This window comes from Paracoccus sp. (in: a-proteobacteria) (genome assembly GCF_030538695.1).
Taxonomy (GTDB): Bacteria; Pseudomonadota; Alphaproteobacteria; order Rhodobacterales; family Rhodobacteraceae; genus Paracoccus.
This window is the reverse complement of sequence record NZ_JAUNTN010000015.1, coordinates 42,176-57,769: the sequence shown is the minus strand read 5'-3', so window position 1 is coordinate 57,769 and position 15,594 is coordinate 42,176. Positions and strand designations below refer to the sequence as shown.

Genomic DNA, 15,594 nt, shown 5'->3' with positions numbered 1-15,594 from the left:
GCAATGCGCGCCCTCGCGGCGACAATTCTGGTGGCTGTTGTGGCGTCCTGCGGCGCACCGCCGAGCAAGTTCAAGACTTATGACGGCCCCCCGATCACTCAGGTGGTGATCGAAAAGGGCAAGCGTGAGATGTATCTGCTCAGCGGCAATCAGGTTGTGAAGGCATATCAGGTCGGACTTGGCACCAATCCCGTCGGCCATAAGCAGTTCGAGGGTGACGGCAAAACGCCCGAAGGCATTTATTATATCGACCGGCTGAACCCGAACAGCCGCTATCACCTGTCGCTTGGGATTTCTTATCCCAACCCGCTGGATCGCGCTGCAGCAGAACCCTACGGCATCAGCGCCGGCAGTGACATCATGATTCACGGTCGTGGCCCCGAGGGCAACGTGCTGGCCAAACAAAAGCGCGACTGGACGGTGGGCTGCATCGCTGTGACCGACAAGGAAATCGAGGACATCTTTGCCATGGTTCCCGTCGGCACCCCGGTGATTCTGCGCCCGTAACCGGCAACCTTAACGAAGGCCCTGCCTGCGCGGGGCTTTCGTCATCCGCACGGGCGGATATTTTGGGATCGCCGCGAAGCCAAAACTGTCCGTGATGCAGGGTTGGAATTGAACCAACATCGCCTCCCCATACGGCAAGCAACCTTTTCCAATCGGGCGACACCACATCACGGACGCAAAATCATGCGCATCCGCCAAGCTGAAATCAAGACTGTTCAGCCGCCCGGCACCCCGGCGGCGGTCTGAAAACCGCCAGCCGGATTTCTTTTACACCCAGCCCGCAAGGTTCTCGGCAATCACCGAAACCAGCGTGTCGATATGCGCCTGATCGTCATTCAGGCAGGGGATATAGATGAATTGCTGACCGCCCGCATCCTCGAAGGCGTGGCGGATCTCGCCGTTGATTTCCTCCAGCGTTTCGATGCAATCGGCTGCAAAAGCGGGGGAAATCACGGCAATATCGGTGATGCCGCGCTGTGCCAGATCGGCCACATGCTCAACCGTATAGGGGCGCAGCCATTCCTCGGACCCGAACACCGACTGGAAGGTGGTGTCGATGGCATCTTCGGGCCAGCCAAGCCGCTCGCGCAGCAGGCGCGTGGTTTTTTGGCATTGGCAATGATACGGGTCGCCTTCCATCAGATAGCGGCGCGGCATCCCGTGATAGCTGGCGACCAGCTTTTGCGGACGGTGACCATTCAGCTTGCGCAACACCGATTGCGCCAGCGCCTCGATATAGTCGGGACGGTCGAAATAGGCCGGAACCGTGCGCACGGCAGGTTGCGCCTTTTGCGTCATCAGCGCCCGGAACAACTGGTCATTGGCCGTCGCCGTCGTTGCCCCGGCATATTGCGGATAAAGCGGCAGGAACACGATCCGGTCACACCCTGCCCTGACCATCCGATCCAGCACATCAGGGGTCGAGGGGTTCCCATAACGCATACAAAAATCGACCATCACCCGGTCGCCCCAACGCGCGGCAGCAGCCTCGGCGATGCGGGCGGTCTGCGCCTTCGTAATCGTCATCAGCGGGCTTTCCCCCGCCTCATGGTTCCAGATCAGCTTGTAATTCGCGCCCGACGTAAATGGCCGCTTGGTCAGGATGATCCCTTGCAGGATCGGTTGCCATTTCCACGCCGGATAGTCGATCACCCTTTTATCCGACAGAAACTCATTCAGATAGCGGCGCATCGACCAGTAATCATAGTTATCCGGCGTGCCAAGATTGGCAATCAGCACCCCAATCTTGCGGGCGGGCAGTTTCGGATGGTCAGCAGGAAGATGGATCATGGTTTGCTCTGGCTATTCAGCGCCTCGGCCAAAGAGGTCGTTGCCGACCCCGGCCGCAGCGGCTTTTGCTGGTTATCGGCCGGAGACCAGCCGGTCAGGAAAATCATCTCATAGGTAACGCTGATCCGCGCCGGATCGTTCACATCAGCCTGCTCGCGGGCCATGATTTCACCCGCACGGGTGAAAATCGCCCGTCGCGACAGGCTGCGCAGCCGGGCCGTCAGCGCGTTGGTTTCCCCCATCGCCCGCAGATCTCGTGCCAGATGCGGAAGGTCACGATAGCTGACCTTCTGGCTGATCTGATCCGCCACCGGCAGTGCCAGCCCGGCCCGGCCCAGCAGCCCGCCCCAGTCACGGATTTCAGCCATCGGCAAGCTGCGCGGCGACAACCCTCCGGTCATTTCAGCCTCGGCCCGACGCAGCGCATCGCGCAGCCCGGCCAGCGTTTCGCCTCCAAGAACCACCCCGATGAACAGCCCGTCCGGGCGCAGGGCGCGAGCCGCCTGCACCATCTGCCCGACCGGATCATTGGACTGATGCAGCGCCAGCGCGTGAATCACCAGATCAAGGCTTGCCGGGGCAAGGTCCAGCACGTCATCATCGTGCAATTGACGCGCCTGTGGGAAGATTTCTGACCAGATTTCAGGAAAACCGCTGATAACGGCGGTGTCGGTAAACCTTCTGTTAATCTCTTCGAGTCTAAAGTGAATCTCGTCACCGGCGATTCGGTGCAGGAAATCCGCCAGCCCAAGGCGCAGGGCGCGGGCGCGATTCCTGCTCAGGGCAGGCCGGTCGATCAATGGTAAGGTTTTGGGATCGGAAGTCATGGGCATTGCCTCTACCCCGTTTCGGCTGATGTTGAAAGGCGCCTTGCGCGTGCTTTACCCGCCACAATGCCCTTGCTGCGCCGAAGGCGTGGCGGGGGATGGGGCGCTCTGCCCAGCCTGCTGGTCAGACATGCACTTTATCACCCGCAGCACCTGCCGGGGCTGCGCGGCACCTCTGCCCGACGCCGGAGAGGTGGCGCGGGACGCGCTATGCGACGATTGCCTGATCTCACCACCAGCATGGGACGGCGCAAGGGCCGCAACCATCTATGACGGCAGCGCCAAACGCATGGTGCTGGCGCTGAAACACGGCGACCGGCCCGACCTTGGGCCGCTGATGGGGCGCTGGCTGGCGCAAGCCCTGCATGGAACCGACCCCGGCAGCGTGGTAATTCCGATACCGCTGCACCCGCGCAGGCTGCTGCGGCGCAAGTATAATCAGGCGGAATTGATGTCGCATATGGTGGCCCGCAGCCTTGGCCTCGCCCATGAACCGCTGGCGCTGCGCCGCGCCCGCAACACTCTGCCACAGGGGCATCGCTCGGCCGAGGACCGGCGGCAAAACATGGACCGTGCCTTTACCGTGCCACGGGTCGCGGCGCAGCGGTTGGCGGGGCGGCCGGTGCTGCTGATCGACGACGTGATGGCCTCGGGCGCAACCATGTCCGAGGCGACGCGGACGCTGCGCATGGCGGGTCTTGGCCCGGTGACGGTCGCGGTGCTGGCGCGGGCGGTCAAGGACAACTAGACAGAGGGTAACGCAACACCAGAACGGAAAGCATCATGGCAAAAGTTGAGATCTACACCACACCGACCTGCCCCTATTGTAAGCGGGCCAAGACTTTGCTGCAAAGCAAGAATGTCACTTACACCGAAATCGACGTGTCGCGTGATCCTTCCCTGCGCGATGCGATGACGGCCCGCGCGAATGGCCGCCGCACCGTGCCGCAGATTTTCATTGACGACAAAGGCATCGGCGGCAGCGACGACCTGCACGCACTGGACGCACAGGGCAAGCTGGACGCCCTTCTGGCCGCCTGATCCATGGAACAGGGGCAAGGTGAGGTGTTGCGGGTGGCGCTGGCGCAGCTTTGCGTCTCGGACGATATGGCAGCCAATCTTGCCTTGACGCAGGAGAGCATCGCACAGGCGGCAGCAGGGGGTGCGCAGCTTGTGCTGACACCCGAGGCAACAAATCTGCTGACGCCTGAGACCGGGCGTCTGCCGGATTTGCTGCACCCCGAGGATAGCAACCCGACGCTTGCCGGGCTGCGGCAGGCCGCGGCGCGGCATGGGATATGGCTGGCCATCGGCTCGCTGCTGTTGCGGGCGGATCATCAGGCCGCGGGGCAACCGCCCTTCGTCAACCGCAGCTTCCTGATCGACCCGACGGGCCGGATCACTGCACGTTACGACAAGATCCATATGTTCGACGTGGACCTTCCCGGCGGGCAGAGCATCCGCGAATCGGCCCGTTACCAGCCCGGCGACCGCGCGGTGCTGGCACAAGGGCCGGGCGGCGCATCCTTGGGGTTAACCATCTGCTACGATCTGCGTTTTCCACATCTTTATCGCAGCCTTGCGCAAGCAGGAGCGCAGATTTTGCTGATCCCGGCGGCGTTTCACCCTCTGACCGGGGCGGCGCATTGGCATACGCTGCTACGCGCCCGCGCAATCGAGACCGGCTGTTTCGTGCTGGCGGCAGCGCAGACCGGGCGACATCCGCTGCGCGATGGTGCCAGCGCCGCACCCCGCGAAAGCTATGGTCACGCACTGGCGGTTGACCCTTGGGGCAAGGTGCTGGCCGATGCGGGGGCAACGCCGGGTGTGATGCTGACCGACCTTGACCTGAGGGCGGTAAAAGAGGCACGATCCCACATTCCCGCCCTTGACCAGACCCGCGCCTTTATCGCGCCCCAAGACCTGCCACAATGAACAAACTTTCGCCCGAATCGCTCTATGACCCGCTGGCTGCCAGCCTGTTTTCCGAATTGCTGATCTCGGAACAGCTTGCGCGTGGACTGTTGCAACGGGCCTTGCCGCGCGGGATGCAGATTTCGCACTTTTCGGTGCTGAACCTGCTGGCCCATGTGAACGAAGAACGCAGCCCCGCACAACTGGCACAGGCGTTTCACGTCACCCGTGGCGCCATGACCAACACGCTGGCACGGCTGGAATGGGCGGGTCACATCCATATCCGCCCGGATTGGGACGATGCCCGGCGCAAGTTCGTGGCGATCAGCCCGGCGGGACGGGCCGCGCGGGATGCCGCGCTGGCCGCCATGATGCCGGTGATGAGCGATATGGTCCGCGATATCGGCACCGATCAGGTGCGCGGAGCCTTGCCCGTGCTGCGTGAATTGCGCAAGAAACTGGATGCCGCGAACGCAGGTTAAAAGGGCCACCATCGCATCCGCATTGGCTTCCATCCACAGGCGCAACAAGGGCGTTTGACCCGTTTGCCGTTTCAGCCGACACATCCCGACGGGACCGGAAAGCGGTAGCATAACGAGAGCAACAACAGCGCCTTATCCCTATGCGGTCGAAACGAGCGGCTTCGATTGACCGATCGGCAGGCCAATGGCTTACCCCTGCGAATATGACGGCAAAGCCATAATCTTGGTCATAGCGTCTGGTCCGCTTTATTCGGCGGCCAGTTTACACCACTTCAAGCGCATCTGCGCATCTGGAAACCGGACGGCCAGCCCACCGCTTCCCCTGCCGATACAGGCTAACAGACCTTCAGCCCTCGCGCCGGGCTGTGATGGCGTAATTCACCGACAGGTCGCGGTCCGACAGCGACCAGCCCCATGAAATCGGGGTGAAAACCATGCCGCTGCGGTCCAGCACCACCAGCCCGGCATTGCGGATCTGCTGAGCCAGTTCATCCGGGGTGATGAAACGCGACCATTCATGCGTCCCGCGCGGCAGCCAGCGCATCACCCATTCCGCCCCGATGATGGCGGCGGCGAAACTGCGGGCGGTGCGGTTCAGCGTCGAACAGACCATCACCCCACCCGGCCGCAACAACCCCGCACAGGTGTCGATGAACGCTTGCGGATCAGCGACATGCTCAACGATTTCAAGGCAAAGGACAACATCGAACGCCTCACCCACCTCGGCCAGCGCCTCTGCGGTGGTGGCGCGATAGTCGATCTGCACGCCCGATTGTTCCGCGTGAATCCGCGCCACTTCGATATTCGCTGCCGCCGCATCCGCCCCGACCACGGTTGCGCCAAGCCGCGCCATCGGTTCCGACAACAGCCCGCCCCCGCAGCCAATATCCAGCAGACGCAGCCCGGCAAAGGGCTGCGGCGCGGTCAGGTCGCGGCCCGTTTCCGCAGCAATCTGGTGGGTGATATAGTCCAGCCGCACCGGGTTCATCATATGCAGCGGCTTGAACTTGCCCGTTGGCGACCACCATTCGGCGGCCATAGCCTCGAACTTGGCGACTTCGGCGGGGTCGATGCTGCTGGTCATGGGCTGTCCTTCTCTGGCGGAGCGCAGGTCTTGCTTATATAGTTGCGCCATGAATGAAAATGCTGGCCATCTGAAATCCGAACCTGCGCGGCTCTATGACGCGACGCAACCCTTCGACCGGCGCCGGATTGAGGTCGGGGACGGCCACACGCTTTATCTGGAGCAGTCCGGCAACCCGGCGGGTCAGCCGGTCATCGTGCTGCATGGCGGGCCGGGCGGCGGATGCAGCCCGGCAATGCGGCGGTTCTTTGATCCTGACCGCTGGCGGGTGGTGATGTTCGACCAGCGCGGCTGCGGACAATCGACACCCCATGCCGAGATCACCGCCAACACCACCGCGCATCTGGTGCAGGACATCGCGCTGATCTGCGACCTGTTGGCGCTGCCCCCTGTGATTTTGTTCGGCGGCTCATGGGGCGCGACGCTGGCGCTGACCTTTGCGCAGGCCCATACTGAACGGGTGGCGGGGCTGGTCCTGCGCGGGGTTTTCCTTGGCCGTCAGGCAGAGCTGGACTGGTTCTATGGCAGCGATGGCCAGCCCGCAGGTCCGGCACGATTTTATCCAAAGGAGTGGGCGCAGTTTATCGCCCCTATCCCCGAGGATGAGCGCGGTGACATGATCGCCGCCTATCACCGCCGTTTGTTTGGCACCGATTACCAAACCGAAGTCACCCATGCCCAACATTGGGCGCGCTGGGAAAACGCACTGGCTTCGGTTGCGGAACACAGCATGGGTATGCCACCCGCCAGCTATGCACGGGCCTTCGCCCGGCTGGAATGTCACTATTTCCACAACCGCTGTTTTCTGGACGAAGGCCAATTGCTGCGCGACCTGCCACGCATGGCGCATCTGCCGGGCGTGATTGTGCAGGGGCGCTGCGATATGATCTGTCCACCGCAATCGGCCTATGATCTGGCGGCGGGCTGGCCGCTGGCACGGTTGCAGCTTATCCCCGGCGCAGGTCACGCAATGACGGAACCGGGGATCGCTGCGGCGCTGGTCCGGGCGATGAACCACTGGCCCCGCTGACCCCTTGCGTTTGCCGATGGTTTGGCCTATATCCCTTTCCAACAGCGGCGCGGGGGTCCACACCCTGCCCCACCGAAGATGACAGCGGGCCGTTGCAGCCCGCTTTTTTATTTTGGAGACGCCATGTCCGACCTGATCGCCAAGACCGCCATTGACCGGCGTCTGGCCGAGATCATCCAGCCGGTGATCGAAGGCATGGGCTATGAACTGGTCCGCGTCCGCCTGCAAGGCGGCAAGACCGCGCTGTTGCAGATCATGGCCGACCGCCCCGAAGGCGGCATCAACGTCGAGGATTGCGCAGAGATTTCCACCATGCTCAGCGCCACGCTGGACGTGGAAGACCCGATCGAGGACAACTACACGCTGGAGGTTTCCAGCCCCGGCATCGACCGTCCGCTGACCCGGATGAAGGATTTTGCGACCTTCGAAGGCTATGAGGTGCGGCTGGAAACCAACCAGCCCATCGACGGGCGCAAACGCTTCAAGGGTGTGCTGGCCGGAACCGAGGGCGATGAGGTTTTACTGAACATTGACGAAGGTGGCGCGGTGCAGACCATCGGCCTGCATTTCGACTGGCTGGCCGATGCCAAGCTGCTTCTGACCGACGAGTTGATCGCGGAAATGCTGCGCCAGCGCAAAGAGGCGGGCGTCGAGATCGAACATCTGGACGAAACCGCCTTTGACGAGATCGAAACCGAAAACGACACCGACAGCGCCAAAGAGTAAGCCGCCATGAACACCAACGAACCGAGCCAGAAAACCGAAACCCGCATCACGGTCGATAAGGAACGCGGCGTCGCCTATATGCGCCGGGTTCCCGTCGATACCCCTGCTGAATCGCTGGAATCGCTGCGCAACCGCGCCGAAACCGCGAAGCCTGCTGTCAAAAAGGACTGACCAATGGCAATCACCTCTGCCAACCAGCTTGAGCTGCTGCAAACCGCCGAAGCCGTCGCGCGCGAAAAGATGATCGACCCGGCGCTGGTGATCGAAGCGATGGAGGACAGCCTCGCGCGGGCCGCCAAATCGCGTTACGGCGCGGAAATGGACATCCGCGTCAAGATCGACCGCAAGACCGGCAACGCCACTTTTACCCGCGTGCGCACCGTGGTCGAAGATGATCTGGTCGAGAATTATCAGGCCGAGTTCACCGCCGAACAGGCCGCGCCCTATTTCGTCGCCGCCAAGAATGGCGCGGCTTTCTGGCTGCGCGACGGTGAGCTGGTCGAGGATTTCACCGGCAAGCCGCAGGTTGGCGACGTGTTCCAGGAACAGGTTCCCGCCGTCGAGTTGGGCCGCATCGCTGCGCAATCCGCCAAACAGGTGATCTTGCAGCGTGTCCGCGAAGCCGAGCGTGACAAACAGTTCGAGGAGTTCAAGGACCGCAAGGGCAGCATCGTGAACGGTGTCGTCAAGCGCGAGGAATACGGCAATGTCATCGTGGACGTTGGCGTGGGCGAGGCAATCCTGCGCCGCAATGACAAGATCGGCCGTGAAAGCTATCGCCCGAACGACCGCATCCGCGCCTATGTCAAGGACGTGCGCCGCGAAACCCGTGGTCCGCAGATTTTCCTGTCGCGCACCGCGCCCGAGTTCATGGCCGAATTGTTCAAGATGGAAGTGCCGGAAATCTATGACGGCGTCATCGAGATCAAGGCCGTGGCCCGCGATCCCGGCAGCCGTGCCAAGATCGGCGTGATTTCCTATGACAACTCGATCGACCCGGTTGGTGCCTGCGTCGGGATGCGCGGCAGCCGCGTTCAGGCCGTCGTGGGTGAATTGCAGGGCGAGAAAATCGACATCATCCCGTGGTCGGAAGATCAGGCGACTTTCCTTGTCAACGCCCTGCAACCGGCCGAGGTCAGCAAGGTGGTCTTTGACGAGGATGCACCGCGCATCGAGGTCGTCGTCCCCGAGGAACAGCTTTCGCTGGCTATCGGCCGGCGCGGCCAGAACGTGCGTCTGGCCAGCCAGTTGACAGGTCTGGACATCGACATCCTGACCGAAGAAGAAGAATCCAAGCGTCGTCAGGCCGAGTTCAACGCCCGCACCAAGCTGTTCATGGATCAGCTTGATCTGGACGAGTTCTTCGCTCAGCTTCTGGTGGCCGAAGGCTTCACCAATCTGGAAGAAGTCGGCTATGTCGATGTGGACGAACTGCTGTCCATCGAGGGCGTGGACGAATCCACCGCCGAGGAATTGCAGGCCCGCGCCCGCGATGTGATCGAGGCACAGAACCGCAAGGCACTGGAAACCGCCCGCGAACTGGGTGTCGAGGACAGCCTGGTTGAATTTGAGGGGCTCACCCCCCAAATGATCGAGGCACTGGCCAAGGATGGCGTGAAATCGCTGGAAGATTTCGCCACCTGCGCCGATTGGGAACTGGCAGGCGGCTGGACGACTTCGGACGGCCAGCGGGTCAAGGATGACGGCGTTCTGGAACCTTTCGGCGTAACGCTGGAACAGGCGCAAGACATGGTGATGACCGCCCGCGTCATGCTGGGTTGGGTCGATCCGACCGAACTGGAGGCTGACGAAGCCACCGACGACACCGAGGAGGCCGGGGTGTAACGCCCCGGAACGCCTTTGAGCCGCGGGGGTCGGGAAAAGGACCGCGAGGTATCGGAACGCCGCTGTCTGGTCAGCGGCGGGGTTCAGCCCAAACACGGGCTGATCCGCTTTGTCGCCGCCCCGGATGGCACCGTAGTGCCGGATCTGGCTGAAAAGCTGCCCGGTCGTGGTTTCTGGGTCGGGGCCGATGCCGCGCTGATTGAAAAGGCTGCCGCCAAGGGGCTGTTCTCTCGCGGCGCCAAGGCGCCGGTGAAGGCTGCCGATGATCTGGTCGCCATGATCGAGGCCGGGCTGGCCCGACGGGTGGTTGATCTGGTATCGCTGGCCCGCAAGGGCGGCTATGCGGTCGCCGGGTTTGAAAAGGTCAAGACCTGGCTGGCCGAGGGCCGCGCAAAGGTTCTGTTACAGGCCAGCGATGGCTCGGACCGGGGCAAGGGCAAATTATGGACGCCGCAGGGGGGCCGCTGGTTCGGCTGCCTGACGGCAAATGAATTGGGTTTGGCTTTCGGGCGCGATCATGTCATACACAGCGCAATTGCGCCGGGTGGCCTGACCGACAAGCTGATCAGGGATGCGGACAGGCTGACGGGCCTGCGCCGGCAAGATGGTGGCACAGCCACCAAGAAGGATTGATGACGCAGATGAGCGATAGTGACGGCAAGAAAACTTTGGGTCTTGGTGGCGGCAACCGCTCTGGTCAGGTGAAGCAGAGCTTCAGCCACGGCCGGACGAAAAGCGTGGTGGTTGAAACCAAGCGCAAGCGGGTCGTGGTGCCAAAACCCGCAGCGGCCTCGGGCGAGCAGTCCAAGACACCGGATAACGTGGCCCGCGCGGTCGCCTCGGCCAGCCGTCGCCCGGCCGGGATTTCTGATGCCGAGATGGAACGCCGCCTGAAGGCGCTGGCCGCCGCCAAAGCCCGCGAGGAGGAGGAAGCTGCCGCCCGCGCCGCCGAGGAAAAAGCCCGCGAGGAGGAGCGCGAGCGCCGCCGCGCCGAAATCGAGGCCAAGGAACGCGAGGAGCGTGAGCGCGAAGAGGCCCTGAAAGCCAAGGCCGAAGAAGACGCCCGTCGCACCCGCGAAGAAGAAGCCCGCGCCAAGCGCAAGGAAGAAATCCGCAAACCCGCCAAAACGGACGCGCCGGCGGCCCCTGCCGACCGCGCCGCGGCCGAGGCGGCGGCTGCGCGTGCCGAAACCAAAGGTGTGCAGGCCAGCGGCCCGCGCAAAACCGACCGCGACCGCACCGATCAGGCCGCCGACCGCAACGACCGCAGCAAGGGCAACCGCGACGAAAACCGCCGCAGCGGTAAACTGTCGGTCAGCGCCGCTCTGGATGGTGAGGGCGGACGCCAGCGCAGCCTTGCGGCAATGAAACGCAAGCAGGAACGCGCCAAGCAAAAGGCGATGGGCGGCGGTCACAAGGCCGAAAAGCAGGTGCGCGACGTGCAACTGCCCGAAACGATCGTGGTCAGCGAACTGGCCAACCGCATGGCGGAACGGGCCGCCGATGTGGTCAAGTCGCTGATGAAAATGGGCATGATGGTCACGGCGAACCAGTCCATCGACGCCGACACCGCCGAACTGGTGATCGACGAATTCGGCCACAAAGCCGTGCGCGTTTCGGATGCCGACGTGGAACAGGTGATCGACACGGTTGAGGATCGCGCCGAAGACCTGCAACCACGCCCGCCGGTCATTACCATCATGGGCCATGTTGACCACGGCAAAACCAGCCTTCTGGACGCGATCCGCAATGCGAATGTCGTCTCGGGCGAGGCTGGCGGGATTACCCAGCACATCGGTGCCTATCAGGTGAAAACCGAATCCGGCGCGCTGCTGAGCTTCCTCGACACGCCGGGCCACGCAGCCTTTACCTCGATGCGGGCGCGTGGGGCGCAGGTGACGGATATCGTCGTGCTGGTGGTCGCCGCCGATGACGCGGTGATGCCGCAAACGATCGAGGCGATTAACCACGCCAAAGCCGCCAAAGTGCCGATGATCGTCGCTATCAACAAGGTGGATAAGCCCGCTGCGAACCCGCAAAAGGTGCGCACCGACCTGCTGCAACACGAAGTCGTGGTCGAAGCCATGTCCGGTGAGGTGCAGGATGTCGAGGTCTCGGCCAAGACAGGCCAGGGCCTGGACAACCTGCTGGAAGCCATCGCGCTGCAAGCCGAAATCCTTGAGCTGAAAGCCAACCCCGGCCGCGCTGCCCAAGGTGCTGTGATCGAGGCCAAGCTGGACGTCGGACGCGGCCCGGTCGCCACTGTTCTGGTGCAGAACGGTACGCTGAAACGCGGCGACATCTTTGTTGTCGGTGAGCAGTGGGGCAAGGTTCGCGCGCTGATTAACGACAAGGGCGAGCGTATCGACGAGGCCGGCCCCTCGGTCCCGGTTGAGGTTCTCGGCCTGAACGGCACCCCCGAGGCCGGCGACGTTCTGAACGTCGTCGAAACCGAGGCACAGGCCCGCGAAATCGCGGATTACCGGATTCAGGCCGCCAAAGACAAACGCGCCGCCGCAGGTGCCGCCGTGACGCTGGATCAGATGCTGGCCAAGGCCAAGGCTGATGAAAGCGTGGCCGAACTGCCTGTCGTGGTTAAGGCCGACGTGCAAGGCTCGGCCGAGGCGATCGTGCAGGCGCTGGAAAAAGTCGGCAATGATGAGGTGCGCGTCCGCGTGCTGCATTACGGTGTCGGCGCGATCACCGAATCGGATGTCGGTCTGGCCGAAGCCAGCCAAGCCCCTGTCATCGGCTTCAACGTCCGCGCCAATGCGCCCGCGCGCAACAGCGCCAACCAGAAGGGTGTCGAGATCCGCTATTACTCGATCATTTACGATCTGGTGGACGACATTAAGGCAGCGGCCTCTGGCCTGCTCTCGGCCGAGGTGCGTGAGCATTTCATCGGTTACGCCGAAATCCGCGAGGTGTTCAAAGTCACGGGCGTGGGCAAAGTCGCCGGTTGCCTTGTCACCGAAGGCGTGGCCCGGCGCAGTGCCGGGGTGCGTCTGCTGCGCGACAACGTGGTGATCCACGAAGGCACGCTGAAAACGCTGAAACGCTTCAAGGATGAGGTCAAAGAAGTGCAATCCGGTCAGGAATGCGGCATGGCCTTTGAAAACTACGACGATATTCGCCCCGGCGATGTCATCGAAATCTTCGAGCGCGAGGAAGTCCAGCGCGCGCTGTGATTCCATTAAAATTGTAAGCAAAAGGTCGCCCTCGGGCGGCCTTTTTCATTCGGCGTTAGGGGGATATTAAAGAAACGGCACTAGGGTTCACGGCAGACCAGAAGGATACCGAGATGCAGAATGTGAAACCCGCCACGACCCCAATCAACATCCGACAACTGCTGGACAATGATCGGTTTCTGTTTCTGGATAGATATCCGCTTTTTTCGGGCTTTGAACCTTTGCCCCTTATGGCAGAGGCTCAAAGACTGCCATCGCCTGAGATGCCATTGTCCGATCTGGATCGCCCGGTCTTTGAATCGCGGTAAATGGGGCCATTGATCGGCGGCATGAACTGACTGTCAGCGGGTAGTGGCGGTCACACCAAAGGAATGGCAGACACAGCCAGTCTTGAGAAACGGGCTTCCTGCGGGCGTCAGGTGAAAGTAGGCGGAGCAGCGACCCCACTGTTCTGGATGGATAAATTTGGGTTCCGCTGCGCCGGACGCTTGTGACGTCGGCAGATCGTAGCCAATCCATAAAGCGCAGCATCTAGCCTGCCGCAGATATAGTTATGAAGAAGGTTAAACGGCCTCACGGACCAAACGGCCTCACGGACCATGCAGAGGGCGCAAACGCCCCCTGCCCATTCCTGCAATCAGGCGACCGGCTGGCCGGTATAGGTCAGATTGCCAACCCGAACCGTCACGCGGCCATCTTCGGCCACATTTTCAACCATGCCCTGCACCGAGATATAGTTGCCGATGGTGATCGTGCGAATCATGTTGAATACTCCCTCTCTTGCGAAGGCAGTATGCAGCAGCGATTCTTAACTTCCAGTTAAAAATGTATTCTTAGTTCACTTTTTCACCCTTCGCGGGTGCGGCGTGAAAATGCTGCACCACAGCGATAGCGGTCACAGAAGGTCGCGCAGCACCGGAATCAGCGGCAAATCAGCGGGGGGCATCGGGTAATCCCGCAATTGATCGACCCGCGCCCAAGCCAGTTTTTGCCCCTCGCGCGGCTGCGGAGTGCCTTCCCACCTGCGGCACGCAAACACCGGCATCAAAAGGTGAAAATCTTCGTAAGCGTGGCTTGCAAAGGTCAGCGGGGCCAGACATGAGGTCCATGTGCCGATCCCCAGCTCCTCATGCAATTCGCGGATAAGCGCGGCTTCCGGGGTTTCGCCGGGTTCGACCTTGCCGCCGGGAAACTCCCACAGGCCAGCCATGGATTTACCCTCGGGGCGTTGCGCCAAAAGCACACGCCCGTCGGGATCAATCAGCGCAACCGCCGCAACCAGAACGACGCGGGTCACGAGCGGTAATCGGCGTTGATGTCGATATAGCGGTGGGTCAGGTCGCAGGTCCACACGGTCCGGCTGAACTTGCCCAGCCCAAGATCGACGCCAAGCACCAGATGATCGCCCTTCATATAGGCGCTGGCCGCAGCCTCGTCGTAAGCGGGGCTGCGCCAGCCGTTTTCGGCCACGACCATATCCCCGAACCTGATCGACAGCAGGTCGCGGTCTGCCTCGGCCCCGGATTTGCCGACCGCGGCAACCACGCGGCCCCAGTTGGCATCCTCTCCGGCGATGGCAGTCTTGACCAGCGGCGAGTTCGCCACGGCCATCGCCACCCGATGCGCGTCAGCATGCGATTTCGCGCCCGTCACCTGCACTTCGACAAACTTGGTCGCGCCTTCTCCGTCCTTTACCACCTGCTGCGCCAGATCCAGCATGACCCCGTGCAGCGCCTTGATGAAATCGCGGGCAATCTTGGACCGCATGTCACGGATTGGCTTGGCGGGCGAAGTCCCCGTCGCGGCCACGATCAGCGCGTCCGAGGTCGACGTGTCGCTGTCCACGGTAATCGCGTTGAAGGTGTCATCCACCTGTTTCGACACGATCCGTTGCAGCACCCCCGGCGCGACATTGGCATCGGTAAAGATATAGACCAGCATCGTTGCCATATCCGGCGCGATCATGCCCGAACCTTTGGCAATCCCGGCGATGCGGATGGTGCCGCCCTCGGCCTCGATCACCGCGCCCGCGCCTTTGGGGAACGTGTCGGTGGTCATAATCGCCCGCGCGGCGGCCTCAATATCGCTGTCAGACAGGCGTGCGGCCATGTCTGGCAGGGCAGCGGTGATCCGCCCGGCGGGCAGCGGTTCGCCAATCACCCCGGTCGAGGATGTGAACACCCGATCCGCAGGCACACCAAGCGCGGCGGAGGCAGCGGCGCTGATCTCATCGACCGACGCCTGCCCACCCTTGCCGGTGAAGGCATTGGCATTGCCCGAGTTCACCACGATAGCCGCGCCCTTTTCGCTGTCCTGCTTGCCCTTCAGCTTGATCTGATTGTCCAGCACGCAGGCCGCGCGGGTGGCGCTGCGGGTAAAGGCCCCGGCGATGGCGGTGCCGGGGGCAAGCTGCACCAGCAGCAGGTCGGTGCGGTTTTTATATTTCACCCCGGCTTCGGCGGTGGCGAACTTGGCCCCCACGATCAGCGGCAATTCCGGGAAAGCTGCCGGGGCCAGCGGCGACACCGGGTTCGCCGCTTTGGCCTTGGCTTGGCTATCTGCCTTGGGGGCCTTTTTCGCGGCCTTGGCCTCTGCCCGTGCCGCCTGCTTGGCAGCCTTTGCGGCGGCTTTTTCGGCAGCTTTCGACAGCTTTTCTTCAAGCTTTTTCAGCTTGCCGCTTTTGGATTGGCCCTTTGCCATA

At 62.4% G+C, this 15,594-nt stretch carries 17 protein-coding genes; 11 read left to right on the top strand and 6 right to left on the bottom strand.

Annotated features, from left to right (window positions below; genetic code table 11):
• The first annotated feature begins 3 nt into the window (after positions 1-3).
• Positions 4-507: a murein L,D-transpeptidase family protein gene (locus Q4G24_RS09980; RefSeq protein WP_303366380.1), complete on the top strand. Its 504-nt coding sequence runs from the start codon at positions 4-6 to the stop codon at positions 505-507.
• 267 nt (positions 508-774) lie between these two features.
• On the opposite strand, the gene hemH is transcribed toward Q4G24_RS09980, so the two are convergent.
• On the bottom strand, positions 775-1,797 hold the full coding sequence (gene hemH / locus Q4G24_RS09975; protein WP_303366379.1) for a ferrochelatase: 1,023 nt from the start codon (positions 1,795-1,797) through the stop codon (positions 775-777).
• Entirely contained in the window at positions 1,794-2,624 is an 831-nt protein-coding gene (locus Q4G24_RS09970) for a class I SAM-dependent methyltransferase (protein WP_303366378.1), read from the bottom strand. Before Q4G24_RS09970 ends, hemH begins: the two co-directional genes overlap by 4 nt.
• Before the next feature lie 49 nt (positions 2,625-2,673).
• Here Q4G24_RS09970 and Q4G24_RS09965 point away from each other — a divergent pair, with 49 nt between their 5' ends.
• From Q4G24_RS09965 to Q4G24_RS09950, 4 genes are read left to right on the top strand one after another with little or no spacing between them, the layout of a single operon-like run.
• A complete protein-coding gene (locus tag Q4G24_RS09965) occupies positions 2,674-3,372 on the top strand; it encodes a ComF family protein (protein ID WP_303366377.1) in 699 nt (232 codons plus the stop codon).
• Between the two features lie 35 nt (positions 3,373-3,407).
• Positions 3,408-3,665 carry a glutaredoxin 3 gene (gene grxC / locus Q4G24_RS09960; protein ID WP_303366376.1) on the top strand — a complete coding sequence of 86 codons (258 nt, stop codon included), beginning with the start codon at positions 3,408-3,410 and terminating at the stop codon, positions 3,663-3,665.
• Positions 3,666-3,692: 27 nt separating this feature from the next.
• On the top strand, positions 3,693-4,559 hold the full coding sequence (locus tag Q4G24_RS09955; protein ID WP_303366423.1) for a carbon-nitrogen hydrolase family protein: 867 nt from the start codon (positions 3,693-3,695) through the stop codon (positions 4,557-4,559).
• Positions 4,556-5,020, top strand: a complete 465-nt coding sequence (locus Q4G24_RS09950; protein ID WP_303366375.1) for a MarR family winged helix-turn-helix transcriptional regulator — start codon at positions 4,556-4,558, stop codon at positions 5,018-5,020. The genes Q4G24_RS09955 and Q4G24_RS09950 overlap by 4 nt, the downstream gene beginning before the upstream one ends.
• 346 nt (positions 5,021-5,366) lie before the next feature.
• On the opposite strand, the gene ubiG is transcribed toward Q4G24_RS09950, so the two are convergent.
• Complete coding sequence (gene ubiG, locus Q4G24_RS09945) at positions 5,367-6,104, bottom strand: bifunctional 2-polyprenyl-6-hydroxyphenol methylase/3-demethylubiquinol 3-O-methyltransferase UbiG (protein WP_303366374.1); 738 nt, start codon at positions 6,102-6,104, stop codon at positions 5,367-5,369.
• Positions 6,105-6,153: 49 nt separating this feature from the next.
• On the opposite strand from ubiG, the gene pip reads away from it, so the two are divergent.
• From pip to infB, 6 genes are all read left to right on the top strand, one after another.
• Positions 6,154-7,134, top strand: a complete 981-nt coding sequence (gene pip, locus Q4G24_RS09940) for a prolyl aminopeptidase (RefSeq protein WP_303366373.1) — start codon at positions 6,154-6,156, stop codon at positions 7,132-7,134.
• 123 nt (positions 7,135-7,257) lie between these two features.
• On the top strand, positions 7,258-7,860 hold the full coding sequence (gene rimP / locus Q4G24_RS09935) for a ribosome maturation factor RimP (protein WP_303366372.1): 603 nt from the start codon (positions 7,258-7,260) through the stop codon (positions 7,858-7,860).
• A 6-nt stretch (positions 7,861-7,866) separates the two neighbouring features.
• Positions 7,867-8,031: a hypothetical protein gene (locus Q4G24_RS09930; RefSeq protein ID WP_303366371.1), complete on the top strand. Its 165-nt coding sequence runs from the start codon at positions 7,867-7,869 to the stop codon at positions 8,029-8,031.
• Between the two features lie 3 nt (positions 8,032-8,034).
• Positions 8,035-9,705 carry a transcription termination factor NusA gene (gene nusA, locus Q4G24_RS09925; RefSeq protein WP_303366370.1) on the top strand — a complete coding sequence of 557 codons (1,671 nt, stop codon included), beginning with the start codon at positions 8,035-8,037 and terminating at the stop codon, positions 9,703-9,705.
• Between the two features lie 15 nt (positions 9,706-9,720).
• Positions 9,721-10,338: an RNA-binding protein gene (locus Q4G24_RS09920; RefSeq protein WP_303366369.1), complete on the top strand. Its 618-nt coding sequence runs from the start codon at positions 9,721-9,723 to the stop codon at positions 10,336-10,338.
• 8 nt (positions 10,339-10,346) lie between these two features.
• Positions 10,347-12,893: a translation initiation factor IF-2 gene (infB, locus tag Q4G24_RS09915; protein WP_303366368.1), complete on the top strand. Its 2,547-nt coding sequence runs from the start codon at positions 10,347-10,349 to the stop codon at positions 12,891-12,893.
• A 637-nt stretch (positions 12,894-13,530) separates the two neighbouring features.
• On the opposite strand, the gene Q4G24_RS09910 is transcribed toward infB, so the two are convergent.
• The 3 genes from Q4G24_RS09910 to argJ all read right to left on the bottom strand — a co-directional run bounded on the left by Q4G24_RS09910 (position 13,531) and on the right by argJ (position 15,593).
• Positions 13,531-13,656: a hypothetical protein gene (locus tag Q4G24_RS09910; protein ID WP_303366367.1), complete on the bottom strand. Its 126-nt coding sequence runs from the start codon at positions 13,654-13,656 to the stop codon at positions 13,531-13,533.
• 132 nt (positions 13,657-13,788) lie between these two features.
• Entirely contained in the window at positions 13,789-14,190 is a 402-nt protein-coding gene (mutT, locus tag Q4G24_RS09905) for an 8-oxo-dGTP diphosphatase MutT (protein WP_303366366.1), read from the bottom strand.
• Positions 14,187-15,593 (bottom strand): bifunctional glutamate N-acetyltransferase/amino-acid acetyltransferase ArgJ, encoded by a 1,407-nt coding sequence (argJ, locus tag Q4G24_RS09900; protein WP_303366365.1) that lies wholly within the window; start codon positions 15,591-15,593, stop codon positions 14,187-14,189. The genes mutT and argJ overlap by 4 nt, the downstream gene beginning before the upstream one ends.
• Position 15,594: the final 1 nt, after the last annotated feature.

What these genes read in the sequence shown, in the direction of transcription:
- Q4G24_RS09980 (WP_303366380.1), top strand. Translation starts at nt 4, where the DNA reads ATGCGCGCCCTCGCGGCGACAATTCTGGTGGCTGTTGTGGCGTCCTGC.
- hemH (WP_303366379.1), bottom strand. Translation starts at nt 1,797, where the DNA reads ATGATCCATCTTCCTGCTGACCATCCGAAACTGCCCGCCCGCAAGATT.
- Q4G24_RS09970 (WP_303366378.1), bottom strand. Translation starts at nt 2,624, where the DNA reads ATGACTTCCGATCCCAAAACCTTACCATTGATCGACCGGCCTGCCCTG.
- grxC (WP_303366376.1), top strand. Translation starts at nt 3,408, where the DNA reads ATGGCAAAAGTTGAGATCTACACCACACCGACCTGCCCCTATTGTAAG.
- Q4G24_RS09950 (WP_303366375.1), top strand. Translation starts at nt 4,556, where the DNA reads ATGAACAAACTTTCGCCCGAATCGCTCTATGACCCGCTGGCTGCCAGC.
- ubiG (WP_303366374.1), bottom strand. Translation starts at nt 6,104, where the DNA reads ATGACCAGCAGCATCGACCCCGCCGAAGTCGCCAAGTTCGAGGCTATG.
- pip (WP_303366373.1), top strand. Translation starts at nt 6,154, where the DNA reads ATGAATGAAAATGCTGGCCATCTGAAATCCGAACCTGCGCGGCTCTAT.
- rimP (WP_303366372.1), top strand. Translation starts at nt 7,258, where the DNA reads ATGTCCGACCTGATCGCCAAGACCGCCATTGACCGGCGTCTGGCCGAG.
- Q4G24_RS09930 (WP_303366371.1), top strand. Translation starts at nt 7,867, where the DNA reads ATGAACACCAACGAACCGAGCCAGAAAACCGAAACCCGCATCACGGTC.
- nusA (WP_303366370.1), top strand. Translation starts at nt 8,035, where the DNA reads ATGGCAATCACCTCTGCCAACCAGCTTGAGCTGCTGCAAACCGCCGAA.
- infB (WP_303366368.1), top strand. Translation starts at nt 10,347, where the DNA reads ATGAGCGATAGTGACGGCAAGAAAACTTTGGGTCTTGGTGGCGGCAAC.
- Q4G24_RS09910 (WP_303366367.1), bottom strand. Translation starts at nt 13,656, where the DNA reads ATGATTCGCACGATCACCATCGGCAACTATATCTCGGTGCAGGGCATG.
- argJ (WP_303366365.1), bottom strand. Translation starts at nt 15,593, where the DNA reads ATGGCAAAGGGCCAATCCAAAAGCGGCAAGCTGAAAAAGCTTGAAGAA.